Source organism: Acinetobacter sp. KB005, from assembly GCF_049949095.1.
Classification (GTDB): domain Bacteria; phylum Pseudomonadota; class Gammaproteobacteria; order Pseudomonadales; family Moraxellaceae; genus Acinetobacter; species Acinetobacter calcoaceticus.
The window spans coordinates 3880224-3905244 of record NZ_CP188191.1 but is presented as its reverse complement, the minus strand read 5'-3'; the positions used below and the strand labels follow the sequence as shown (position 1 = coordinate 3905244).

The window sequence follows — 25021 nt, the reverse complement described above, 5'->3', positions numbered from 1 at the left end:
TATATATGGGGAATAGAAAAACATTCTAAATGTTTTATCATTTTAAAATAATATTAATGGATACATAAAAATTTTTAACTATATAAAAAGCCGTAATTTTTATGCAGCTATAATAAGGGTTTAGTGTTTTATGATCTTTAATAATATTTTATAAAAATGAGTGTCTATTTTACTTAATATTTTAGAAAAACTTAATAATTATTTAAAATTTCATGGTGGAAAAATGGTACAAGTATCATTAATGGCAAATACTGCTTCAAAAAATAATACAGTTGATATTAATGTAGGCCAGACAAAAACTATTGTAGTAGATCCTAAAGAAATCGCAAAAATTGATATAAGTCCAGAAAAAATTGCCTCAATAACAAGAGAGGGAAATAATGCAATTATTCATCTAAAAGATGGAACTGAAATTGTTTTAGAAAACTATTTTATTAGCGAAAATCCGCAAATTCTTTTAAATGAAGGGCAGAGTTATTGGACTGCTAGTTTAGGTGAAGATGCTACCGGACAGACTACTGTTAATTATTTAGAAGTAAAAGATGCAGCAAAGTTTATAGACTCATCATCTTCTGTACCTCTCTGGACTGGGGTGGTCAGTGTTTTGGCTGGTGCAGGAACTATTGCTTTATTGTCACGGAAAGATCCTAAAGACACGACCCCTCCTGAGCCAGATAATTTGATTCTCAAAAATCTTTTGGACTCAGGTGCCTCAACAACGGACCAGATCACTCAAGATAAAAACTTCAATTTAAAGATTGAAGGGCAGGAAAGTGGCACCCGAGTAACGTATTTGGTTTCTACTGATGAAGGAAAGACTTGGCAAGAAACGACAGTAGCTCAAAAAGATTTAGCTGACGGAAGTTATTTTTACAAAGCTGTAGTGACAGACCGAGCTGGAAATGCTTCGGAAACTGCTATACAAAAAGTCATTGTGGATACTACAGCGCCGCAAGCAGGTGAATTGACTTTATCTGATTTAAGCGATACAGGTGCCTCAACAACGGACCAGATCACTCAAGATAAAAACTTCAATTTAAAGATTGAAGGGCAGGAAAGTGGCACCCGAGTAACGTATTTGGTTTCTACTGATGAAGGAAAGACTTGGCAAGAAACGACAGTAGCTCAAAAAGATTTAGCTGACGGAAGTTATTTTTACAAAGCTGTAGTGACAGACCGAGCTGGAAATGCTTCGGAAACTGCTATACAAAAAGTCATTGTGGATACTACAGCGCCGAAAGCAGGTGAACTGACTTTATCTGATTTGTCCGATACAGGTGTTTCGGCAACAGACCAGATCACACAAGATAAAACTTTTAACTTAATAATTAGCGGACAAGAAGTGAATAGCCAAATCACTTACTGGATATCGAAAGATGAAGGGAAGACTTGGCAGGAAACAATAGTAGCTCAGAAAGATTTGATTGATGGAAGTTATCTTTATAAAGCTGTGGTGACAGACGTTGCAGGGAATACATCAGAAACTGCTGTCCAAAAAGTAGTTGTTGATACAACGGCGCCGAAAGCAGGTGAACTAACTTTATCTGATTTGTCCGATACAGGTGTTTCAGCAGCAGACCAAATCACACAAGATAATAGTTTTACTTTGAAGTTAGCCCAACCGGTTGTTATCGGCGAACAAGCAGCTTTACTAGATCATTATGAAATTTCTAAAGATGACGGAAAGACTTGGCAGGAAACAACAGCTGATCAAAAAGATTTAGCTGATGGTGTTTACCAATATAAAACTGTAGTGACAGATCTTGCAGGTAATACATCTGAAACCGCTGTACAAAAAGTGGTGGTAGATAATTCTTTAAATATTCAAGAAAGTACAGTAACTGTTAAATCAATTACTGAAGATAATAAGATAAGTCTAGTTGAAAAAGATCAGATTATTTCGATAAAACTAGAAATCGATAATTTACCAACAGATTTAAACAGCGCGTTGACTACAGTAAATACTACCTTAAATGATGTTCTTTATAACTTTCATTTTGATGAGCTAACCCAAGAATGGGTTGCTGAAATTCCAGCAGAGTTCTTGTGGTCAGAAGAATCGCAAACCAATATATCAATTGATATTAGCCTTACTGATCAAGCTGGCAATACAGCGATTATTAAACAGATTCAAAATTATAATGTAGATCATACTCCGAATTCACCAATACTAGATTCTCTAACTTTTAATAATATAGATGGAGCTATCATTTCGGGTAGCGCATATAAAGGAAGTAAAGTCGATATCTACAATAAAAATGGTGATTGGCTTGCAAGTACAATAACTAATGATGAGGGTAAATTTACTCTACAAGACCTTTCAATTAGTTCAAATGAAGAAGTTTATGCAGTTGCTACTTATAATGGATACAGCAGCGAAAATTCATCAATTGGACTAGTTACTGAAGTTCCAGCTCTTAGTATTTTACGAATTAGTCCAGAAGGTGTGATCACTGGTTATGCGACAGAAGGTAGTCATTTTATTGTAAAAGATCAGAATGGAAATATTCTACAAGAGTTTAACTCTATTGCATTTGAGGGCTCAGGTATTACGCCTTTTAGTGTAATGGAATTAGGTGAAGTCAGACCATTTACTTTATCCCTTGACCAACCTTTGAAGGAAGGTACTCAAATTATTATCTCTACAGATAAAGATAATGTTTCAGGCCATCCGCAATATATTACCGCAGACTATACGCCCGCAGTATTTTTAGAAACTCCACAATTTGATATCAGTGGCGAAACTTTATCAGTACATGTCAATGAACCTAACAGCCTTATTCTTGTGTTTTCCGGAACAGGAAATCTAATCGCTAACGGTGTTACAGATGAACAAGGCTTTGCAAGTTTACCTGTGTTCCAATTTTTAAAAGAAGGTGAGTCGGTTACCGTACAAGTAGTAGATAAAAATCAAAATACGAGTGAAGCCCTAATCGAAGTTCCAAACTTTGCTTATATTCCACATGTTGAACGTATTACACAAGAAGGCTTAATTTCTGGTTTTGCTGAAGATAATAGTACGGTAATTATGCGTGATGCTGAGGGAAATGAATTAGGAAAAGTTACAATAGGTGATGACAATAGTGGGAATGAATTTAGTCATTTTAGCTTGAGTGTAAACCGACCTTTAATTGATGGAGAGCAAATTTCCGTTCAAATTATTGATAATAAAGGTTTGATAAGCCCTGAGCAGAATATTGTTGTAGATCTGACTCCTCCACCTGTTCCAACAGATTTAAATTTCAATGATGCTGGCGATTTAGTTTATGGTCATGCAGAACCTTTCTCTGAAATTTTGGTTAAAGATGGACAAGGAAACATTCTTAATAAATGGTTTTGGAATAACTGGACCGACGAGAGTGGAAGTTTCTCGATAGAATTAGGTATGTTTTTAACCAATGCTGAGACAGTTTATGTCACGGCTACAGATGTAAATGGAAATGTAAGTTTAGCTGCTCAGATGCAGGCGCCTAACTATGCTTTTGCCCCATATGTAGATAGCTTTACTTCAGACGGAGTGATAAGTGGGCAAGCTGAAAATAATAGTACTCTCATTGTTAAAGATGCCAAAGGTGAAGTCGTAGCTGAAATTAAAGTCGGTGAAGATAACGGCTGGAATGGATCAAGTTATTTTAAACTCCAGCTTGACCGCCCTCTTGTTGATGGTGAGCAGTTGTTCTTATCAATTAAGGATGCTCGTGGACAAATAAGCACCGATACTGTAATTACCGCTGATACAGTTCCTCCTACACCAGCCAGTAATTTAGTTTTCTCAGAAGACGGTTCATATCTTACGGGTGTAGCAGAACTGAATACTACGATTCAGGTTTTTGATCATAATGGTCAGCCATTGAATATATGGAATAATACCGTCAACTCGGACGGTACATTTACTGTTTTCTTAGGTAGCAATAATTTACATGGAGAGGCGTTCACGGTCACTGTTAAAGACCAAGCTGGAAATGTGAGTGAAGCTGTTTCAATAAACGCTCCACTTGATGATATTGCGCCGAATCCAATTAAAAATATTTTACTTGATGCAAACGGTCAAAACTTTACAGCACAAGCAGAAGCAAATAGTCAGATCGAAGTTTTTGACTCATTGGGTAATCAGACGGGTTGGGGCTCTACAGATAGTGCTGGTAATGTCTCAGGCTTTTTCAATCAAATCTATTTACATGGTGAAGAGCTTACTTTTGTTGTTATAGATCGAGTTGGTAACCGCAGTGTCGAATTTAAGCAAAATGCTTTAATTGATACCATTGCACCAAATCCGATTGAAAATATCATCTTCAATGAAGATGGCCAAAGCTTTACAGCTCAGGCAGAAGCTGGAAGCTCTATTGAAATATTAGATCAGGCTGGAAATAAGATTACTACTAGTTATACCGATAGCTTAGGTAATGTATTTGGTTATTTCCTGCAAGTTTACTTACATGGTGAGGAACTTACTTTTGTTGTAGTTGACCGAGCGGGTAACCGTAGTACAGAAGTTAAGCAGAATGCTTTGATTGATGATATTGCACCAAATCCGATTGAAAATATTGTACTTGACTCAAACGGTCAAAACTTTACAGCACAAGCGGAAGCAAATACTCAAGTTGAAGTTAGAAATGCTGCAGGTGAGGTCGTAGGTTCTGGTTATGTAGATGACGCTGGTAATGTGTCAGGTTATTTATATCAAGTCTTTTTACATGGAGAAGAACTCACTTTTGTTGTCGTTGACCGAGCGGGTAACCGCAGTGCAGAGATCAAGCAAAACGCTTTAACTGATGATGTTGCACCAAATGCAATTGAAAATATTGTACTTGATGCGAACGGACAGAACTTTACAGCTCAGGCAGAAGCAAATACTCAAATTGAAATCAAAAATGCTGCTGGTGAAGTCATAGGATATGGTTCAACCGATAGTATGGGCAATGTTTCAGGCTACTTATATCAGGTTCATTTACATGGAGAAGAAATTACTTTTGTTGTAATTGACCGAGCTGGTAACCGCAGTGCAGAGGTTAAACAAAATGCTTTAAATGATGACATTGCTCCGAATGCGATTGAAAACATCATTTTCAATGAAAATGGTCAAAACTTTACAGCGCAAGCAGAAGCAAATAGCCAAGTTGAAGTTAAAAATGCTGCGGGTGAGGTTGTAGGTTCAGGTTATGTAGATAGTGCTGGTAATGTCTCAGGATACTTGAATCAAATTTACTTAAAAGGTGAGGAACTTACTTTTGTTGTGATTGATCAAGCTGGTAATCGCAGTGTTGAAGTAAAACAAACAGCCTTTCTTGATAATACTGCACCAGAAAATGCGACTAATTTAGTATTTAGTGAAGATGGCTCATATCTAACTGGTATGGCTGAGCCAAATGCTACGATTCAAATGTTTGATCAGAATGGTCAATTTGTCACCCAGTGGAATAAGAATGTTAATTGGGATGGAACATTTAGCATCCATTTAGACAGCAACTACTTGCATGGTGAAGAGTTTAAAGTAGTTGTAGTTGATCTGGTAGGTAATATGAGTGGTGGGGTTACTATAAAAGCACCGCTTGATGATATTGCTCCTGTAGCTGCAAGTAATCTAGTATTCAATGAAGATGGCTCATCCCTTTCTGGTGTAGCTGAGTTAAATACCACCATCCAGATTTTTGATCAAAATGGTCAACAAATAAATACATGGGTTAATAGCATAAATGCTGATGGTGAATTCACTATTTCCTTTGCTACTTACAATTTACGAGGGGAAGAATTTACAGTCATTGTTAAAGACCGAGCAGGAAATGTGAGTGATGCTGTTTCGATTAAGGCTCCATTTGATGATATTGCGCCAAATCCAATTAAAAACATTTTACTTGATGCAAATGGTCAAAACTTTACAGCATTAGCAGAAGTAAATAGTCAGATCGAAGTTTTTGACTCATTTGGTAATCAGATAGGTTGGGGGGCTACAGATAGTGTTGGTAATGTCTCGGGCTCTTTCAATCAGACCTATTTACATGGAGAAGAACTCACTTTCGTCGTCATGGATCGAGTAGGTAATCGTAGTGGAGATGTCAAGAAAAATGCTTTAATTGATGATATTGCGCCCAATCCAATTGAAAATATTGTGCTTGATATCAATGGTCAAAGCTTTACAGCCCAAGCTGAAGCGAATAGTTTTATTGGCGTCAAAAATGTTGCGGGGGAGTTTGTCGGTTATGGTTATGTCGATAGCACTGGTAATGTGACAGGTCACTTCAATCAGGTTCATTTAAAAGGTGAGGAACTCACTTTTATTGTTATAGATAAAGCAGGTAATCAAAGTGTTGAAGTTAAGCAAAATGCTTTGATTGATAATGTTGCGCCCAATCCAATTGAAAATATCATCTTCGACCAAAATGGTCAGGACTTTACAGCACAAGCAGAAGCAGATAGTCGAATCGAAGTTAAAAATGCTGCAAGTGAGGTTGTAGGTGCTGGTTATGTAGATGCTGCTGGTAATGTGTCAGGTTATTTGAATCAGATTTACTTACATGGTGAGGAACTTACTTTTGTCGTTGTAGATAGAGCTGGTAATCGCAGTGAGGAAGTGAAACGAAATGCTTTAAATGATGGCATTGTACCCAATCCAATCGAAAATCTTCTCCTCAACGAAAATGGTCAAAACTTTACAGCACAAGCAGAAGCAAATACTCGGATTGAAGTCAAAAATGCTATTGGTGAGGTCATAGGGTCTGGTTCAGCTGATCACACCGGCCATGTGTCAGGCTATTTTAATCAAGTCTATTTACATGGAGAAGAGCTTACTTTTGTTGTAATTGATCGAGCAAGTAATCAAAGTATTGAGGTTAAGAAAAATGCTTTAATTGATGATGTTGCACCATCAGTAGCTGTGAATTTTACTTTAACTTCAGACGGATTCTTTTCTGGTCAGGCTGAGCCAAATGCAACGATTGAAATTATTGATCAATATGGTGCAGTTATTACAAAAACTTATGTTGGAAATGATGGAATTTTTAATCTACAGATAGATCTAAGCCAATATCAAACACAAAATTTAAGTATTGTTGTCAAAGATAAAGCTGGTAATCGCAGTGAAGTTACTCATGAATTAGTACCAGTATTTACCAACTCACCAATTGCTGCAACAGAGCTAAAACTGGATGTGGATGGTCATATTTTGACAGGTAAAGCAACGGCTGGAATGATGATGGCTGTTACATCCACCGATGGTCAAAGTCTTAATTGGGTGGGGAACAGTATAGTTAATGAAGATGGTAATTTTAATATTCAGTTAAATGACTATTATCTACAAGGGCAGGTATTACTAGTTCGAGTTTATGATCAGAATACCAATCAATTTAGCATAATCACTGAAATTACTGCGCCTTTAGACAATACTGCTCCAGTGATTGATGAAGTGGTGATTAGGAATGACGGTTATGGCATTACTGGACAAACTGATCCAAAAGTAATTATTAAAGTAATAGATGCGGATGGAGATTTACGAGCAGAATTTCAATCGGATGAAGCTGGATATTTCAATGCTAATATTTATCCACCTCTATTACGTGGAGAGCAATTATTTATCACGGCAACGGATTTAGCTAAAAATATAAGTACTCCATTTAATATTACTTTTAATGCTGACACTAATGCACCGCCATCAGCAGATCATGTTGTTGTTTCTGAAAATGGTTTCTTTATTGAAGGGACTGCTATAGCAAGTAGTTATGTATATGTTTTTGATGTGCATAGTAATTATATTGGTGATGGTTCTGCAGATGAAACGGGGCATTTTAATATTCAGTTATACTCCCCTCAGGCGAATGGACAGACTTTACGTATTGTTGTGGAACAAAATGGCTATCAAAGTGCTTATACCGAAATTACCGCACCTATAGACACTGTCGCGCCAAATGCAGCAACACAGCTTGTCTTAGAAGATGGAAATGTACTTTCAGGGCAGGCGGAAGCATATTTAACTGTTAATATTTTTGATGCTAATAATAATCAGGTTGGTCAAACCACTGTCGGAAGTGATGGAACCTTCACAATACACTTATGGTCACAATATTGGCATGGCGAAACATTGACGGTAAAAGTAGTTGATGCCAATCAAAATGAGAGTGGGGGTACAACGATTGTTGCTACAAATGATACAACAGCACCGAAGATAGCCACACAGCTTGCCATGAATGGATGGGGCGAACTCACGGGACATGCAGAAAGTAAGGCTACTCTTGAAGTTACATATCATTTTGCTGATCAAGAGCCTTTTATAACAAATACTACGGTCATGGCAGATGGAACTTTCTCTATTTATATGTATGAGAATGCAACAACATTTGACCTTACCGTTGTTGATCGAGCTGGAAATCGTAGTGAAACTATCAGTAAAACGGTTAATGATTTACCTATAATCACTGTTGATCAGTTTATAGGTGATGCTACAGATAATATTTATATTGTTGATCATATAAGTGATTTTGTTCAAGAGTATGGGGTTGCTGTTGTTGATGTATTTCAGGATGTCTGGATAGATACAAGTCATTATGAGGAGCAATGGGTAGCTTCTGGTTATACTGATAATATATGGGTAGATACAAGCCATTTTGAAAATGTTTGGATTGACACAAGTTACTCCCAAGATATTTGGATTGATACAAGCTATTATCAAGATACATGGGTCGTTGATGGCGTAATAGACGTCTACATGGACTCAAATGGCATAAATTACTATTCAGATGATGGTTCGTATAATCAATATGTGAATACCTACTATGATTATAATTTAAATCAATGGCAGTCAGGATATGAACTATCAGGTCCTAATACTCTAGAGGTTGGACATCTTGAACAACAACTCGTTCAAGATGGGCACTATGAATCTCAATGGATTGAACAAGGTTATTATGAGCAACAATATGTGTTTGATGGTCATAATGAAGAGGCTTGGGTAGATACGAGTCATTACGAAAGTGTTTGGGTTCAAAGTGGTTATTCGGAAACACAAATAGTTGGGTCTGAACTTAAAGATACGGATTTTGGTGGACACGATAAAATAATTAGCTCTGTGAGTTATAGTCTGGTTGGATATTCTGATTGGTCGACAAATATAGAAAGTGGTCGTTATGTTGAAGACTTGGAGTTGGTTGGTTCTGCTCATCTAAATGCAACAGGCAATACTTTAGATAACCTTTTAACAGGTAACTCTGGTAATAACATTTTGAATGGGCGTGAAGGTAACGATACCTATATGACTAATGATGGTGCTGATACTATTTTGTTTCAATTGCTAAATAGCCAAGATGCGACTGGCGGGAATGGACATGATACGGTATTAGACTTTACTTTAGGTGATGTAAGAACTGACCTCCAAGCTGACAAAATCGATTTAAGTGAACTATTAATTGACTATTCTAAAGATGTGAGCACATTGGCGAAATTTATTAGCGTAGAACAATACGCTGGAAACACAACTATTAGTCTTGACCGAGACGGTGAAGGTACAATGTTTAGTAGTATTTCATTGATTACTTTGAATCATGTAAATACAACATTGGATGAATTGTTAAATAACCAACAACTTGTTGTTTAATATTGTTATTTTTTTTAATAAAAGGGGCTATGAAAATAGTCCCTTTTATTTTGTGCTTTAAATTTAATAAAAACTCTTCACAACCTGTTAAAAAACGACCAAAAAAGATAAGTTTTTTTTCATTTTCCCCTTGAAGCGTTTTTTTTCATCCCCACAAAAGTGACATCTAAATATTTTGTTATTGCTCTGGATTATGGCAATAACGATTAATCAAAAAGACTTAGTCTGGTGGAGTTAATTATGAGCAACATTCGTCCATTACATGATCGCGTTGTAATTCGTCGCGTAGAAGAAGAAACCAAAACTGCTGGTGGTATTTTACTTCCAGGTTCTGCTGCAGAGAAACCTTCGCAAGGTGAAGTAATTGCAGTAGGTAATGGTCAAATCACTGAGAATGGCGTACGTGCTTTGGATGTTAAAGTTGGTGACAAAGTATTGTTTGGTACTTATGCAGGTACAACAGTGAAAGTAAGTGGTGAAGAACTCTTAATCATGAAAGAGTCAGATATTTTAGCTGTGTTGGAAGGCTAATCAATCCATAACTCAATCCATTATCAGATTCAGTATTTAAAAAGATTCGGAGTTTAATATGTCAGCTAAAGACGTAAAATTTGGTGATTCAGCTCGCTCAAAAATGATTGCAGGCGTAAACGTACTTGCAGATGCTGTTAAAGTAACTTTAGGCCCTAAAGGTCGTAACGTTGTTATTGACCGTTCTTTCGGCGCTCCACACATCACTAAAGATGGTGTAACTGTTGCTAAAGAAATTTCATTAAAAGACAAGTTTGAAAACATGGGTGCTCAACTTGTTCGTGAAGTTTCTAGCAAAACTAACGACATCGCTGGTGACGGTACGACTACTGCAACTGTACTTGCTCAAGCAATTTTGAATGAAGGGATCAAATCTGTAACTGCAGGTATGAACCCAATGGATTTAAAACGTGGTATCGATATCGCAGTAAGAACTGTAGTTGAAAATATCCGTTCAAATGCAAAACCTGCTGATGATTTTAAAGCGATCGAACAAGTTGGTTCTATCTCTGCAAACTCTGATACTACTGTTGGTAAACTTATCGCTCAAGCGATGGAAAAAGTAGGTAAAGAAGGCGTAATCACTGTAGAAGAAGGTTCTGGCTTCGAAGACGCATTAGACGTTGTAGAAGGTATGCAGTTTGACCGTGGTTATATCTCTCCGTACTTTGCAAACAAGCAAGATACATTAACGGCTGAACTTGAAAACCCGTTCATTCTCCTTGTTGACAAAAAAATCGGTAACATTCGTGAATTGATTTCTGTTTTAGAAGCAGTTGCGAAAACTGGTAAACCACTTCTTATCATCGCTGAAGATGTTGAAGGCGAAGCACTTGCTACGCTTGTTGTAAACAACATGCGCGGTATTATCAAAGTATGTGCTGTTAAAGCTCCTGGCTTTGGTGACCGTCGTAAAGCAATGCTTCAAGACATCGCGATCTTGACTGGCGCAACTGTTATTTCTGAAGAAGTTGGTATGTCTTTAGAACAAGCGACTCTTCAAGATTTAGGTACTGCACACAAGATCACTGTTTCTAAAGAAAACACTGTGATTGTTGATGGTGCTGGTGATGCAGCTGCAATCGCTGAGCGTGTTCAACAAATCCGTGCTCAAATTGAAGAATCTTCTTCAGAATATGACCGTGAAAAATTACAAGAACGTGTTGCTAAATTAGCTGGCGGTGTTGCTGTAATTAAAATCGGTGCGGCAACTGAAGTTGAAATGAAAGAGAAGAAAGACCGTGTAGACGACGCACTTCATGCAACTCGCGCAGCAGTTGAAGAAGGTGTTGTTGCTGGTGGTGGTGTTGCGCTAGTACGTGCTGTAAATGTATTAGACAACCTAAAAGGTGCTAACGAAGATCAAACTGCGGGTATCAACATTTTACGCCGTGCGATCGAAGCTCCACTTCGTCAAATCGTTTCAAACGCAGGTGATGAGCCATCTGTAGTGATTAATGCAGTTAAAGCTGGTGAAGGTAACTTCGGTTATAACGCTGCAACTGGCGAATATGGCGATATGTTAGAAATGGGTATTCTTGACCCTGCTAAAGTAACTCGTTCTGCACTTGAACACGCTGCTTCTGTAGCTGGTTTAATGTTAACTACAGAATGTATGATTACTGACATTCCAGAAGATAAACCAGCTGTTCCAGATATGGGCGGTATGGGTGGTATGGGCGGCATGATGTAATAACACATCAGCGCTTTAACTAAAAAAATCCCTGCAAATGCAGGGATTTTTTATTTTACGTGATTTTAAGAAATCGTTAAGTTCAATGACTTATATTAAAAAACAGGAACAGCAGCTAGAAGTTCCTCTTTGTTACAGCCATGCTTATTTACTTATAAGCATGGTTTTTTTTATCCTAATAAAATGAACAACCATGTAATGGCAATAATAGAAAGTGCAACAAATTGAGCAGCACTTCCCATATCTTTTGCATTTTTAGAAAGTTGATGTTTTTCAAGAGAAACTCGATCAACCACTGCTTCAATAGCTGAATTGAACAGTTCAACGATCATTGCAAACAAACATACAATAATGAGTAAGACATGTTCACTGCGGGTTACATCAAGAAAAAAACTGACTGGAATTAAAATAAGATTAATAAAAACAATTTGACGGAAAGCTGCCTCATTTTTATACGCTGCTTTAAATCCGGAAATAGAGTAGCCCGTTGCATTTAATATACGCTTAAGACCAGTTTTGCCCTTATAAGGAGAATAGCTATTCATTTACTTATATTTCTGACACATTTCATGCATTATACAATTTGGGTCTTAAAAAATTATTAAATCTTTTTTAAAGATTTTGACTTTATAACTGAATAGAGAAGAAGAGATGAAAAAATTATGTGTAGCTTTGGGTCTTGCATTTTGTAGCATGCATGCAACGTATGCAGAGCAAGCTCCCACCCAACAAGTACCGGGTTATTATAAGCATCAATTTGGCAAATACCGTGTAACCTCTTTACTTGATGGCACGATTTATCTGAATCCTAACTTGTTTAAAAACTTAAATCAGACTCAGAAAACTAAAATATTAACTAAATATGCTGCTGTGAATGAGAAGGGGATTCAAACTTCAGTCAATGCATTTTTAGTAGACGATGGTAAAAGTTTGACGCTTGTAGACAGTGGCGCAGCAAGCTGCTTTGGTCCACAGCTTGGCTCGATTGCAAAAAATATTGAATTGGCAGGTTATCAACTTGCAAATGTAAAAACAGTATTGCTCACACATTTACACCCAGACCATGTATGCGGTATTGCTCAAAATGGAAAAGCTGTATTTCCAAATGCAACCGTTTATGCACATGAACGCGAGGCTGATTATTGGTTAAATCCAGCTTCTGAAAAAACAGTGCCAACAGATAAAAAAGAAAGCTATTTAGGTACTGTGAAAAACGTAAAAACTGCTCTTGCTCCATATCAAGCAAAAAAAGCATTCAAGACATTTAAAGATGGTGATGTTATTCAAGGCTTTGAAGTGATCGATACGCGTGGCCATACGCCTGGTCATCACAGCTTTCGCTTAAAGAGTAATGATCAGCAAATCATTTTTGTTGGAGACATCGTTCACTCACATTCTTTGCAGTTTGATGCTCCAAAAACAGGAGTGGATTTTGATGTGAATTCTGAGCAGGCGATTAATACCCGTTTAAAAATGTTCGCTGAAATTTCAAATAAACAGCAGTGGGTCGCAGCACCACATTTACCATTCCCAGGCATTGGTCATGTTTATAAAGTGAATGCTGAGCAATATCAGTGGATCCCGCTCTATTTTGATAATGTCGTAGAGAAATAAAAAAACAGGGCATTTATTGCCCTGTTTTTTTATTAAAAACTTTAATTATTTTGCGGCTTTTTCATAATTAATAACAGCTTCACGGCCCAATGCTGGGTCATCTGTAAAGACGCCATCAACGCCCGCTTTGAAATATGCTTCAAACTCTTTTAAAGCACCAGTTGGACAGCGCTCAGCTGGTTTATCTTGACTGCATTTTAAAGATGTTGGTAGAAAGTTATTTTCTGGACGGAAAGTATAAGGATGTACTTTTAAGCCAGCCGTATGTGCATCAGAAATAAATGAAGTCTTTTGAACTGAGCCATTGTTATTAAAGTTAAGAATATAGCCTTTACTTGGTCCTACACCGTTTGCGTATTTAGCCACGTCTTTTAAACCTTGTGCTGTGGCTAAATCGGCATAAGTTTTAGTTTCTCCAGATTCAACAAAGTCGGCTGGTTGTGAAGTCTTAGCATCATATAGTTGAATGATTTGTGCGTGTTTAATCGTTTTATGAAGGTCGAGCTGATCTTTTAAATATTTTAAATTACTCACTTCAAAAGACTGTAAATAAACAGGCGCAATATCACGCGTATATTTATATTTGGCTAATGTTTTAAGAAGGGCATCTTCCATTGCCAGATTATGATTTTTAAAGTAAGTAGGATGTTTGGTTTCAATATATAAACCAATAATTTTTCCCGTTTTCTTATAATTTGCTTCAGCCAGCTCAATCACTTGTTCTAGAGTTGGGACAGGGTAAAGGTCATTATAAGCTGTGTTTGCCGGTCGGAACTCAGGAATACGTTCACGCGCTTTAAGTTGCTGTAATTCACTTAAAGTGAAGTCTTCTGTAAACCAACCAGTTAAGTCTTTACCATCAATATTTTTTGTTATTTTACGGTCTGCAAACTGGCTTAAGGTACTTACATTGGTTGTGCCGCCAATCTCATTTTCATGGCGAGTAACCAATACACCATCTTTTGTGGATACTAGATCTGGTTCAATAAAATCTGCACCATCATCTATGGCTTTTTGATATGAAGCTAAAGTGTGTTCTGGACGTAAAGCGCTAGCGCCACGGTGTCCTACTACTAGAATTTTAGGAAGTTGATATTCTGGCGTAGTTGGTGTGTTTTCAGTTTTATCATCGTCATTACAACCAACTAAGCTAATTAAACTTAAGCATAAAATTGCTTTTTTAAACATAATTCTACTCATATTGTTTTAGTCTAAACGAAACTAGTCTCCCGATTGAACTTGACATGATCATGAAGAATTCATGAATTTTTAGTGACACTTGTTAAAACCTTGTTTATGGGTTTGTAGGAAATGCCCATTCTGGCTTTGTTTTTGTCTTAATTGCATTTATTGTGTTAATTCTACTTGTCTTTTATATATCGCTCGTTGATGATCAAGATGCCGAATTCGGTATTGCCACCTGTTAATTGACGACTTAATTCTGAGCAGCCATGCTATCTAAATTCTTTATTCAGCGCCCTATTTTTGCCAGTGTACTAGCAATTATTGTTATGGCATTTGGTATTTTCTCGGTGCTGAATTTACCCGTAGAACGTTATCCTGATATTGCCCCTCCAAAAATTACAGTATCGGCAAGTTATAGTGGGGCAGATGCACAAACGGTTGAGCAAAGTGTTACTCAGATTTTAGAACAGCAAATACAGGGTATAGATCACTTACTTTATTTCAGTTCGACCAGTGACTCATCTGGACGTAGCCGAATTACGATTAGTTTTGATAATGGAACAAATCCTGATACGGCACAGGTACAAGTACAAAATAGTATTAGTGGCGTCATAAGACGTTTGCCCGATGAAGTGCAACGCCAAGGGGTGACGGTAAGTAAGTCACTCGGCGATACTTTTATGGTGGTAGGTTTATATGACTCGACAGGTAAATCAGGCAATATTGAGCTATCGGATTACTTAACTACGCATGTGGTAGATGACCTGAACCGTATTGAAGGGGTAGGCGAGTCGGATGTTTTTGGTTCGCAATATGCAATGCGAATCTGGCTAAACCCCGATAAATTAAAACAATATAATTTAATGCCAAGTGATGTTGCCAGTGCAATCACCGCTCAAAATACACAGGTGGCCGCAGGTGCGATTGGTGATTTACCTGTTATCGATGGGCAATATTTAAATACGAAAGTTACAGCCGGTTCTCGACTAAAAACAGTTGAAGAGTTTAAAAATATTGTAGTAAAAGCAAATCAAACAGCGAGCTATGTCTATTTAAAAGATATTGCCAGAGTTGAGTTGGGTGCAGAAAATTATCAGTCTTTTAATACCATTAATGGCTATCCTGCTGCTGGTTTAGGTATTTCGTTATCTTCAGGTGCGAATGCAATTCAAACCTCTAAGCTTATTCATCAAACTCTAGATCAGGTTACAAGCAAGTTACCAGCCGGATATAAAATTGTTTATCCACGAGATAACACGCCGTTTGTTCAAGAGTCGATTAAGGAAGTAGTGAAGACGCTTATTGAAGCGATTATTCTCGTTATTTTGGTGATGTTCCTATTTTTACAAAGCTGGCGCGCTACACTCATTCCGAGTATTACTGTGCCGGTTGTTATTTTAGGAACTTTTGCTGTCTTATATGTGCTTGGTTTTAGTATTAACACCTTAACTTTATTTGCACTGGTGCTCGCCATCGGCTTGTTAGTTGATGATGCAATTGTAGTCGTGGAAAACGTTGAACGGCTCATGCATGAACAGCACTTAACACCGAAAGAAGCAGCCATTGAGTCGATGGGAGAAATTAGTGGTGCCTTAATTGGGATTACATTGGTTTTAACTGCGGTTTTTATTCCAATGTCTTTTTTAGGTGGTTCAATTGGGGTTATTTACCGCCAGTTTTCTATTACTTTAGTTGCCGCTATGGCGTTATCGCTCGTCGTTGCCCTAGTCCTAACACCTGCTTTGTGTGCCCTAATTTTAAAACCTAACCCTGAGCCTATGCGTTGGGCGGTTTGGTTTAACCAAAAAATTGATCAACTTAAAAATCAATATATCAAGATCGTACAAACAAGCATTCGTTACAGTAAATCGGTTGTTGTGATTTTTGTGGCTTTGATTGCTGTTTTCGCACTGTTCTATAGTGGTTTAAAAAGTGGATTTATTCCTAAAGAAGATCAAGGCATTTTAAGTGTTCAAATTAAGCTTGTGGATAGTGCCCCAATTTCTCAAAGTCAGAAAATTGGTGAACAAGTTCGTCAATATTTCCTGACTCAAGAAGATAAAAATGTCGACTTAGTTTTAATCCGTTATGGCCGAAATTACTCGGGTACAGGACAGAACTTGGCACAAGGATTTATTGCTTTAAAACCATGGGATGTGCGTACAGGAAAAGATGATTCGGCAGACGCTATACAAAAGCGTGCGATGAAATATTTTAGCCGTTTTAATAATGCTCAAATCAATGTGACTTTACCTGCTTCGGTCAATGGTCTAGGTCAAACTGATGGTATGGATTTATGGATTCAAGATTTAAATGGGCAGGGGCAAGATTTTCTAGATAGCACCTTCCGTCAGTTGCAAACACAGAGCAAAAGCTACTCAAGTTTTGAAAACTTTGATAAGCAATCAACCAATAGTAAAGCAAACCTAAATATCAAAATTGACCAGAAACAAGCATTAGCAAATGGCTTAGAACTCCCTGCGATTAATAACACTCTGTCGAGTGCGTGGGGTGGGACTTACGTGAATGACTTTATTGACCGTGGTCGTATTAAGCGTGTCATGATTCAAGGTGATGCTGAGTTCAGATCGAAACCAGAAGATTTATATAACTGGTCTGTACGTAATAACCAAAATGAAATGGTGCCTTTTAGTTCATTTGCTAACTTTAGCTGGGGCGGAGCTCCTGAAATCGTAAAACGCTATATGGGATATAGTGCTTTACAGCTACAGGCAGATGTTGCGAGTGGCAGCAGTTCAGGTCAGGCAATGAAAGATGTTGAACAACTCGTAAATCAGCAAAAGGATGTGGGTTTAGCGTGGACAGGTTTATCTTTTGAAGAACAGAAGTCGACTAATCAGGCCGTCTGGTTATATTTAATTTCAGCGGGCTTTATTTTCTTGTGTTTAGCAGCTCTATATGAAAGCTTGAGCATTCCAGCCGCTGTGATGACATCAATTCCGCTTGGCGTAGGGGGAAGTGTAATTTTCTCTTATATTTTTGGACTGCCAAATGACGTGTATTTCCAAATCGCAATGTTAACCACGATTGGCTTATCGTGCAAAAACGCAATTTTGATTGTTGAGTTTGCAGCCTTGGCTCAAGAAAAGGGTAAGAACGCGATTCAAGCGGCTTTAGAAGGTGCTAGCTTGCGTTTAAGACCCATTCTAATGACTTCCTTAGCCTTTGGTGCTGGAGTAATCCCTTTGGTCTTTGCTCAAGGCGCAGGGGCTGTGAGTCGCCAAGAAATCGGTATTAGTATTTTAGGTGGTGTTATGTTTGGTACTGTGCTGGTTTTATTCTTTATTCCAGTGATGTACGTGTTGCTTCGTTCATTGTTTAGATCGAAAGCTTCTAGTTAAAAGCAAACTATTTTAAAAAGAGGCATTAAATCAAGTATATTAAGTTTAACTTTCCTTAGTGTATTTGATTTAGATGCCTCAAGAAAAAAAATTAACAGAGCAGCAGGTCATCGCACTAGAACGAGACCTTGCCAAGTTTGCCACCATGATGGACAGCGCAGTTCGCATTCCTTTTACAAAGCAGGGTATTGGTGCCGATGCTGCATTAAGTACGATTCCAATTGCTGGTGATGTTGCTGGTTTCGCGCTGACGTGCTATGCCATTTATAAGGCTAAACAGATTGGTGTACCCCAATATAAATTAACTCCAGTCATTAAACTGGCAGTTGTAGATGCTGTAGTGGGCTTTGTTCCAGTTGCAGGAACTATTTTTGATATATTTATACGACCTAGTAGAAAAGCATTAGATGTGGTGCATACGCACATACGTGAAGAATATGCGATTCAAAGTGATATTCATGTCGTTCATCCATATTTACATGAAAAGCTTGAAAAGAAGCAGCAGCACTCAGCCTTCTGGCGTAATCCTGTGGTGAGTTGGATATGGTTACATATACCCGATTTATTAGGTGCTTTTGTACTACTATTAATTGGCTTGGCTGTTTGGTGGGGAGCAAGTTATCTGTGGAGCTTTTATCAATCAATGTAATAAAAATAAAGCCTCCGATTGGAGGCTTTATTTCTTCACGTTAAACGTTTTATGGGCAATCTAATTGATGTAAAGCTGCCACACGTTGTTCAATTGTTGGGTGGGTTTGGAACAAAGCAGCTAAGCTGAAACCTTGTTCTTTACCTTCCGCAATCGCGAAAGCTTTCATTTCTTTTGGCATTTGATCTGGCATTTCTGTCTCAGCTTGTAGACGTAATAATGCAGAAATCATTGCTTGTTTACCTGCTAAACGCGCACCGGCTTCATCAGCACGATATTCACGATAACGAGAGAACCACATCACAATCGCAGAAGCGAGAATACCAAAGACAATATCTAATACCATGGTAATAACGAAGTAACCCATACCCGGTGCTTCATCATCTTGACGACCAAAAACATTACGGTCGATAAAGTCACCGACTACACGAGCAAAGAACATAACAAAGGCGTTCACGACACCTTGGATGAGTGCTAGGGTAACCATGTCACCATTCGCAACGTGACCAATCTCATGCGCAAGCACAGCACGGAGCTCATCTTTATTCATACGCTCAAGTAGACCAGATGAAACGGCAACTAAGGCATCATTTTTATTCCAGCCTGTTGCAAAGGCATTGGATTGATATGATGGAAAAATACCAACCTCTGGCATATTAATACCAGAACGCTGAGAAAGTTCAGCGACTGTTTGCAATAACCAGCTTTCAGCTTGGTTACGAGGAGCATTCGGGTCGATCAGTTCTGTACCGGTCGTTTTCTTAGCCATCCATTTTGACATGAATAACGAGATTAAAGATCCCACCATACCAAACACAAAACAGATCACTAAAAGGTTGCCTAGATTCAAGCCACCCGCGCCATGGTAACTACCGACACCGAAGAGTGACAAAATAATGCCAGCTACAACCAGTACCGCGAGGTTGGTAAGCAAAAACAAACCAATCCGCATCATTGAGAAAACCCTCTTATAAATAAAATGTTATCTGATTTACAAATTCTAAATCATGCAGCTAATATGCGGGGCTTAAGGGAAAAATTCAAGAAAAAAATAAGGAATTGATACATTCTTTCACGAAGTAGAATGTACCTAAATTTAAAGAATTATTGGCTAAATTCGCCTAAATGGTAAGGATCAGGTAATAGATCTTTACAATTTAAAGCACAGAAATTTGACGAAATAGATCCGTCAGTAAAAGTTTTTATTCAATTCGAATATGTGCAATAGCAGTGGCGTTGTTCGTGACATAAGTACCCGTAGGCGCATCAGTAAATGTCCCATTAGATAAAGTCACAATTTGACGAGAAGAAGAATATTTAGGTGCTGGCGCAGCTATTTGAGCTGTTGTGTTTTCCGTTAAATTAGAAGACTGAGAAGATACTTGCGCTGAAGTATTAGAAGAATTAGTAAAAGATGAAAAACCTGAACCAGATGAATACAAGTTTTGATATCGACTGGTTACACGGCGCACGTAATCTTGTGTTTCACGAAAAGGTGGAATACCGCCGTATTTATCAACATTACCTTCACCTGCATTATAAGCAGCAAGAGCCATTTGTGTATTGCCACGAAAACGCTTGAGCAACCAGCTTAAATATTTTGCACCTGCAAAAATATTTTGTTGAGCATCGAAGGCATTGGTCACGTTAAATCGACGTGCAGTCGCAGGCATAAGCTGCATAAGACCTTGCGCCCCGACTGGAGAGCGAGCATTTACATTAAATCCTGACTCGGTATGCATGACGGCCTTAATTAAGCCTTCTGATACGCCGTGTTGCTGTGCAGCCTGTTTAATAATGTGGTCAAAAGCATTTTTATTTTTATTGTAGCTTGGTAGAACAGAGGCCTCTGAAGCTCCCCAGTTCGTATAACTATGAATATTACTGTCAGGGTAATAGGTCACTTTTACTTTTTTAAGTGATTGATCATAACTTTTTCGATTCGTCAGCAATGTACTACCATTTTTATCTTGGTAAATATACATTTGGCCTGCTGAAGTCGACGTTATGCCGACCGAAAAAGTGGTCATCCCCAGTAAACAAGAAAAAAGAAATTGAACCGGTTTTTTCATTTTATGTTATTCACAATTTTAAGATATTCAAAACTTGTCGAAGAGTTTATCAAAAAATATTACAGAAAGAACTTTTGTGTAATTTTTTTTATTTCGACTCTTTCAAAAAATCAAGCTGTTTTGTTCGAATGCTCATCAAAAAAAATTAAAAATTATTTTTAAAATGATTCTATTGACTTGACTAACATGTTGATATTTAAAGGTAAAAAACATTGGTTAAAAAATGATCAATTTAAATAAAACCCTTAACAGAAGGTCTAAACAGTTTGTCAAGTACGAAGAAATCCACAATTTTATCCACAGGTTTTGTGGAAAACTGTGGAAAAGTCCAAAAAGTAAGCACTTTGCACAAATTTTGAACGCGCTAGTCAAAATAGAACACGACTTTTGCATCATGCAGGAGCAATGTGACGACTTCAAGAATTGAAACTATTCTTTTGATGCGATTCTCGTCCGAATCATATAAAATTGCGCGGTATTTTTATTTATGGGTATATCTCGTCTATGTACGCGCCAGTTGAGTCTAATCAGGGATTTAATTTTAAGCCTGAACTTCCAACAAGCTCGGCCTATTACCGTTTGCTCAAGAAGCTTCGCCGTCAAGTTGGGCATGCTATTCGTGACTTCAATATGCTTGAAGAGGGCGATAAGGTCATGGTGTGTGTGTCTGGTGGTAAAGACAGTTATACCTTGCTCGATATCATGTTGCAGTTTAAACGTATTGCACCAATCAATTTTGATGTTGTTGCGGTTAACCTTGACCAAAAGCAACCAGGCTTTCCTGAAGATGTCTTACCTCGTTATATGGAAGAAAATAACATTCCATATTACATTTTAGAAAAAGACACCTATACCATTACTAAGCGTTTAACACCGGAAGGTAAAACCTACTGTGCAGTATGTTCCCGTTTACGCCGTGGTTCTTTGTATGGCTTTGCACAAGAAATTGGTGCGACTAAAGTTGCTTTAGGACATCACCGCGATGACATTCTTGCAACGTTCTTCTTAAATCTGTTTCATGGTGGTAGTTTAAAGGCGATGCCTCCAAAGCTTTTATCATCAGATAAAAAGAATATTCTGATTCGTCCATTGGCATATGTTGAAGAAAAAGACATCATCAAATATGCCGAGTTGCGTCAGTTCCCAATCATTCCATGTAACCTTTGTGGTTCGCAGGAAAACTTACAGCGTGCCATGCTGAATGAAATGCTACGTGACTGGGATAAACAATATCCGAAACGCTTACACAGCATTTTTGGTGCGTTACAAAACGTATCTCCGTCTCAATTAGCGGACCGTGAACTGTTTGACTTCGAAGCCCTAGATTCTCAGCGCGAGCTGGATTTTAAAGATCCAGAAGAGCTTAAGAATCGCTTAGATGTTGTGAACTTAAGTTTTGCTGCTGAGTAAAACTACTTGATAAGTCAATTAAAGGCACTTTATAAACAAGTGCCTTTAATGTATCAAAATACTAAAAAATGAATGTTCCGTACAAAAAGTCATAGCCCTAAATTTAAATTACATGCTATAACAACGCTCAAGCAGAATTGCTTCACATGATGTTGTCTGGATAGGCAACTAGAGAAATTGAACAAATAAATTTGAGGAAGAATCATGCCTGCATTTTTAACTGAAGATTGGTTTGCTACTGTCGAAAAATTAACTGCTGAAGCAGGGGATCTTAATTTGCCACCTGCTCTTGCTAATTTGGCAATTAATTTAGTAGTTACAGATGCTTCTGGAAATACCGAATTAGCTTTAGATGGGGGTAAAATCAAAAAAGGTTTGTCTTCAAATGCCAAAACAACTTTAAACATGGATGCTGAAACTTTACGTAAAGTATTCTTAGAGTTTGATATGGCTGCTGCTATGCAGGCATTCATGACTGGTAAAATTAAAGTTCAAGGCGATATGTCTCAATTGATGGCTTTACAAACAGCAAAGCCAAGCCAAGAACAAAAAGATTTATTTAAGAAAGTATTAGAGCAAACAGCTTAAATTTCAAAGAATTCATATAAAAAGCTTACCCATAGAGGTAAGCTTTTTATTTATACAAACAATGAGTTTATCAACTTTTAAACAATAAAAATTAGATATTGATTCGTGTTTGCGCCGTTTTGATATGTTCAAGATAAGCACGAATACGAGTGACATATTGAACCGCTTGCTTATATCGACCATTACGCGCTTTATTACTTTGCAAATAATTGTAGAGATTAACCCACTGATTTGGATCTTTCCCTTGTGCTTGCAAGCGCTTCTGAATCTGGTTTACCGCACCAGGTCCCATATTATAGGCTACAAGTGCATACCAGTTCCGATCAGGGAAGGGAATATCATCATATTCACTTAGCATCTGGTCGTAATACTTCGCGCCACCTTGAATGCTTTGAGCTGGATCACTACGATTGCTTACACCCATTGCTCGAGCAGTGCTATTGGTCAGCATCATTAAGCCACGAACACCTGTGGGAGAAACAGATTCTGGCTTTAAGTATGATTCTTGATAACCAATGGCAGCAAGTAAATGCCAGTCAAGATCATATTTAGCTGCACTTTGTTTAAAGCTCGCTTTATAAATCGGTAAACGCGTCGTTAAGTCACGCTGAATGGTTGACCAAGCTTCTGGTTTCACCACATTACGATTATAGAAAGAAGCAAGTTGCTGGGTTACACCATTTTGCTTACTTTGGCATACAAAGCCACTAGCAGTTTGGGTAAGAGGGTCATCAGCTTGTTTAAACACCCAGCTTAACTCAGGATTTAACCCATTTTTTTGCAAATCGACTGTGTCACCACAACTTGCAGAAAAGGACATTAAACCTTTGTTCTCGATGGTACTTAAACCTGCGGTCGTCATTGCAAAGTTTGCTTTACCTTGCTGAACCCATCTAAGTGCAGTGGCATTGTCTGCCACGATTTTAAAGTCCAGCTTTACATTAAGGCTTTGTGCATAGTTACGTGCTAAGTCGTAACCAAAACCATGTAAAAACTGATCTTCTTTGAAAACGGTTGTCGGGCTTTCTACCGCAACAACAGTTAGAGTGTTTGTATTTACTACAGTATTGTACTGTAGGGTTTTTCCTGCATTAATACTATGAAATGGAAAAAGCATAGTACTGAGTGCAAGTGCTTTTAACGGGAGAGAAGAAAATAAAGAGTTAAGGCAAAGCCTCGACCCTGAACTTGAATTACTGTGCATGTTGTCTCCGCTACAGATAATTTATGCCCAAAAAGTCAGACAATAAGCTGCCATAACTTTTAAAAGTTGATAAATTCAATAAGGGGTGGGCAGTCATGACGTCATTCAAAATGACATGAAATGAAAAAAACAAACTGTGTAGAAAATCTACATAGTTTTCTAAAAGGTTAAAAAATGCTCAACATTTAATCTGCGCGCATCATAGTATTGAAAAAAAGTATTGTCAAATTTCGTACAATTAAATCTTCGATATATCATCATAAACACATGAATTTCTTAAGGAAGAAAATTTATACACTTCTGATATGAGAAAATAGGGTATAAAATGCTACATCTTGTAAGCGATATGTTGTTGAACAGTGGTTTTTAATCATGAAATCTAACTTAATCACCCGATCAGGGCATGACAAATTAGTTGCTGAATTAAAACAACTTTGGCATGAAGAAAGACCAGAAATCACAAAGAAAGTGAATTGGGCTGCAAGCTTGGGTGATCGCAGTGAAAATGCAGATTATCAATACAACAAGCAGCTACTTAGAAAAATTGATCGACGAGTACGCTATTTAGGAAAACGTTTAGAAGAATTAAAAATCATTGATTACTCCCCTGAGCAAGCCGGTAAAGTTTATTTTGGCGCTTGGGTCGAGATTGAAAACGAAGAAGGTGAGCAAAAAACTTTACGTATTGTGGGGATTGATGAAATTTATGATCATCACCCGCAGCATATTTCGATTGAATCGCCGATGGCCCGTGCACTGCTCGGCAAAGAAGTCGATGATGAGATTGAAGTGCATACGCCATCTGGGAAAAAGCTTTGGTATATCAATACAATTCGCTATGAAAAGAGTGAAAACCCAGAAAACTAAAGCAATTTGTATTTATTTTGAGCGTTTGAATTAAAAGTTAAATAAAAGATTTGCCAACTTGTGTTTTTGTTTATATTATAGCGCTCGTTGGAAGCGTGGCAGAGCGGTTTAATGCACCGGTCTTGAAAACCGACGAGGGTGTGAGTCCTCCGTGAGTTCGAATCTCACCGCTTCCGCCAAATTCTTAAAAAGCCCTTGTTAATGACGAGGGCTTTTTTTTATGCCTATTTTTTTATTTTCTTGGCTTATATCAATTTTGAATAACG

Annotated in this window: 14 protein-coding genes and 1 tRNA gene; 10 read left to right on the top strand and 5 right to left on the bottom strand. The window is 37.8% G+C overall.

Annotated elements, in window-relative coordinates:
* Positions 1-223: 223 nt before the first annotated feature.
* From ACPF64_RS18615 to groL, 3 genes are all read left to right on the top strand, one after another.
* Positions 224-9580 (top strand): Ig-like domain-containing protein, encoded by a 9357-nt coding sequence (locus ACPF64_RS18615; protein ID WP_426455038.1) that lies wholly within the window; start codon positions 224-226, stop codon positions 9578-9580.
* Between the two features lie 240 nt (positions 9581-9820).
* The gene (locus ACPF64_RS18610; RefSeq protein ID WP_002120604.1) at positions 9821-10111 is read left to right on the top strand and encodes a co-chaperone GroES; all 291 of its coding nucleotides are present in this window, start codon (positions 9821-9823) and stop codon (positions 10109-10111) included.
* 58 nt (positions 10112-10169) lie between these two features.
* Positions 10170-11804 carry a chaperonin GroEL gene (gene groL, locus ACPF64_RS18605; protein ID WP_005038745.1) on the top strand — a complete coding sequence of 545 codons (1635 nt, stop codon included), beginning with the start codon at positions 10170-10172 and terminating at the stop codon, positions 11802-11804.
* A gap of 170 nt (positions 11805-11974) precedes the next feature.
* Here the strand turns inward: groL and ACPF64_RS18600 are convergent, their stop codons facing one another.
* Positions 11975-12349: a diacylglycerol kinase gene (locus tag ACPF64_RS18600; protein ID WP_056481643.1), complete on the bottom strand. Its 375-nt coding sequence runs from the start codon at positions 12347-12349 to the stop codon at positions 11975-11977.
* 106 nt (positions 12350-12455) lie between these two features.
* Between ACPF64_RS18600 and ACPF64_RS18595 the strand changes: the two genes are divergently transcribed.
* Positions 12456-13418 carry an MBL fold metallo-hydrolase gene (locus tag ACPF64_RS18595; protein WP_426452848.1) on the top strand — a complete coding sequence of 321 codons (963 nt, stop codon included), beginning with the start codon at positions 12456-12458 and terminating at the stop codon, positions 13416-13418.
* Between the two features lie 45 nt (positions 13419-13463).
* Here the strand turns inward: ACPF64_RS18595 and ACPF64_RS18590 are convergent, their stop codons facing one another.
* Entirely contained in the window at positions 13464-14606 is a 1143-nt protein-coding gene (locus ACPF64_RS18590) for a glycerophosphodiester phosphodiesterase (RefSeq protein ID WP_426452846.1), read from the bottom strand.
* Between the two features lie 263 nt (positions 14607-14869).
* Here ACPF64_RS18590 and ACPF64_RS18585 point away from each other — a divergent pair, with 263 nt between their 5' ends.
* The gene (locus ACPF64_RS18585; protein ID WP_426452844.1) at positions 14870-17965 is read left to right on the top strand and encodes a multidrug efflux RND transporter permease subunit; all 3096 of its coding nucleotides are present in this window, start codon (positions 14870-14872) and stop codon (positions 17963-17965) included.
* 73 nt (positions 17966-18038) lie between these two features.
* Positions 18039-18614 (top strand): DUF4112 domain-containing protein, encoded by a 576-nt coding sequence (locus ACPF64_RS18580; protein ID WP_426452842.1) that lies wholly within the window; start codon positions 18039-18041, stop codon positions 18612-18614.
* Between the two features lie 49 nt (positions 18615-18663).
* On the opposite strand, the gene htpX is transcribed toward ACPF64_RS18580, so the two are convergent.
* Positions 18664-19569 carry a protease HtpX gene (htpX, locus tag ACPF64_RS18575; protein WP_003650116.1) on the bottom strand — a complete coding sequence of 302 codons (906 nt, stop codon included), beginning with the start codon at positions 19567-19569 and terminating at the stop codon, positions 18664-18666.
* A 247-nt stretch (positions 19570-19816) separates the two neighbouring features.
* Positions 19817-20686, bottom strand: coding sequence for a lytic transglycosylase domain-containing protein (locus ACPF64_RS18570; protein WP_215901093.1), 870 nt, complete (start codon positions 20684-20686; stop codon positions 19817-19819).
* A gap of 504 nt (positions 20687-21190) precedes the next feature.
* On the opposite strand from ACPF64_RS18570, the gene ttcA reads away from it, so the two are divergent.
* Positions 21191-22096: a tRNA 2-thiocytidine(32) synthetase TtcA gene (ttcA, locus tag ACPF64_RS18565; protein WP_003650120.1), complete on the top strand. Its 906-nt coding sequence runs from the start codon at positions 21191-21193 to the stop codon at positions 22094-22096.
* A 204-nt stretch (positions 22097-22300) separates the two neighbouring features.
* Positions 22301-22684, top strand: a complete 384-nt coding sequence (locus tag ACPF64_RS18560; RefSeq protein WP_003650124.1) for an SCP2 sterol-binding domain-containing protein — start codon at positions 22301-22303, stop codon at positions 22682-22684.
* 91 nt (positions 22685-22775) lie between these two features.
* Here the strand turns inward: ACPF64_RS18560 and ACPF64_RS18555 are convergent, their stop codons facing one another.
* Positions 22776-23888 carry a transglycosylase SLT domain-containing protein gene (locus ACPF64_RS18555; protein WP_023274147.1) on the bottom strand — a complete coding sequence of 371 codons (1113 nt, stop codon included), beginning with the start codon at positions 23886-23888 and terminating at the stop codon, positions 22776-22778.
* A 372-nt stretch (positions 23889-24260) separates the two neighbouring features.
* Between ACPF64_RS18555 and greB the strand changes: the two genes are divergently transcribed.
* Complete coding sequence (greB, locus tag ACPF64_RS18550) at positions 24261-24755, top strand: transcription elongation factor GreB (protein ID WP_092709468.1); 495 nt, start codon at positions 24261-24263, stop codon at positions 24753-24755.
* Between the two features lie 89 nt (positions 24756-24844).
* Positions 24845-24934, top strand: a tRNA-Ser gene (locus ACPF64_RS18545).
* Positions 24935-25021 lie beyond the last annotated feature (87 nt).

Coding starts and splice junctions, on each gene's coding strand:
- ACPF64_RS18615 (WP_426455038.1), top strand. CDS start 224: ATGGTACAAGTATCATTAATGGCAAATACTGCTTCAAAAAATAATACA.
- ACPF64_RS18610 (WP_002120604.1), top strand. CDS start 9,821: ATGAGCAACATTCGTCCATTACATGATCGCGTTGTAATTCGTCGCGTA.
- groL (WP_005038745.1), top strand. CDS start 10,170: ATGTCAGCTAAAGACGTAAAATTTGGTGATTCAGCTCGCTCAAAAATG.
- ACPF64_RS18600 (WP_056481643.1), bottom strand. CDS start 12,349: ATGAATAGCTATTCTCCTTATAAGGGCAAAACTGGTCTTAAGCGTATA.
- ACPF64_RS18595 (WP_426452848.1), top strand. CDS start 12,456: ATGAAAAAATTATGTGTAGCTTTGGGTCTTGCATTTTGTAGCATGCAT.
- ACPF64_RS18590 (WP_426452846.1), bottom strand. CDS start 14,606: ATGTTTAAAAAAGCAATTTTATGCTTAAGTTTAATTAGCTTAGTTGGT.
- ACPF64_RS18585 (WP_426452844.1), top strand. CDS start 14,870: ATGCTATCTAAATTCTTTATTCAGCGCCCTATTTTTGCCAGTGTACTA.
- ACPF64_RS18580 (WP_426452842.1), top strand. CDS start 18,039: ATGCCTCAAGAAAAAAAATTAACAGAGCAGCAGGTCATCGCACTAGAA.
- htpX (WP_003650116.1), bottom strand. CDS start 19,569: ATGATGCGGATTGGTTTGTTTTTGCTTACCAACCTCGCGGTACTGGTT.
- ACPF64_RS18570 (WP_215901093.1), bottom strand. CDS start 20,686: ATGAAAAAACCGGTTCAATTTCTTTTTTCTTGTTTACTGGGGATGACC.
- ttcA (WP_003650120.1), top strand. CDS start 21,191: ATGTACGCGCCAGTTGAGTCTAATCAGGGATTTAATTTTAAGCCTGAA.
- ACPF64_RS18560 (WP_003650124.1), top strand. CDS start 22,301: ATGCCTGCATTTTTAACTGAAGATTGGTTTGCTACTGTCGAAAAATTA.
- ACPF64_RS18555 (WP_023274147.1), bottom strand. CDS start 23,888: ATGCACAGTAATTCAAGTTCAGGGTCGAGGCTTTGCCTTAACTCTTTA.
- greB (WP_092709468.1), top strand. CDS start 24,261: ATGAAATCTAACTTAATCACCCGATCAGGGCATGACAAATTAGTTGCT.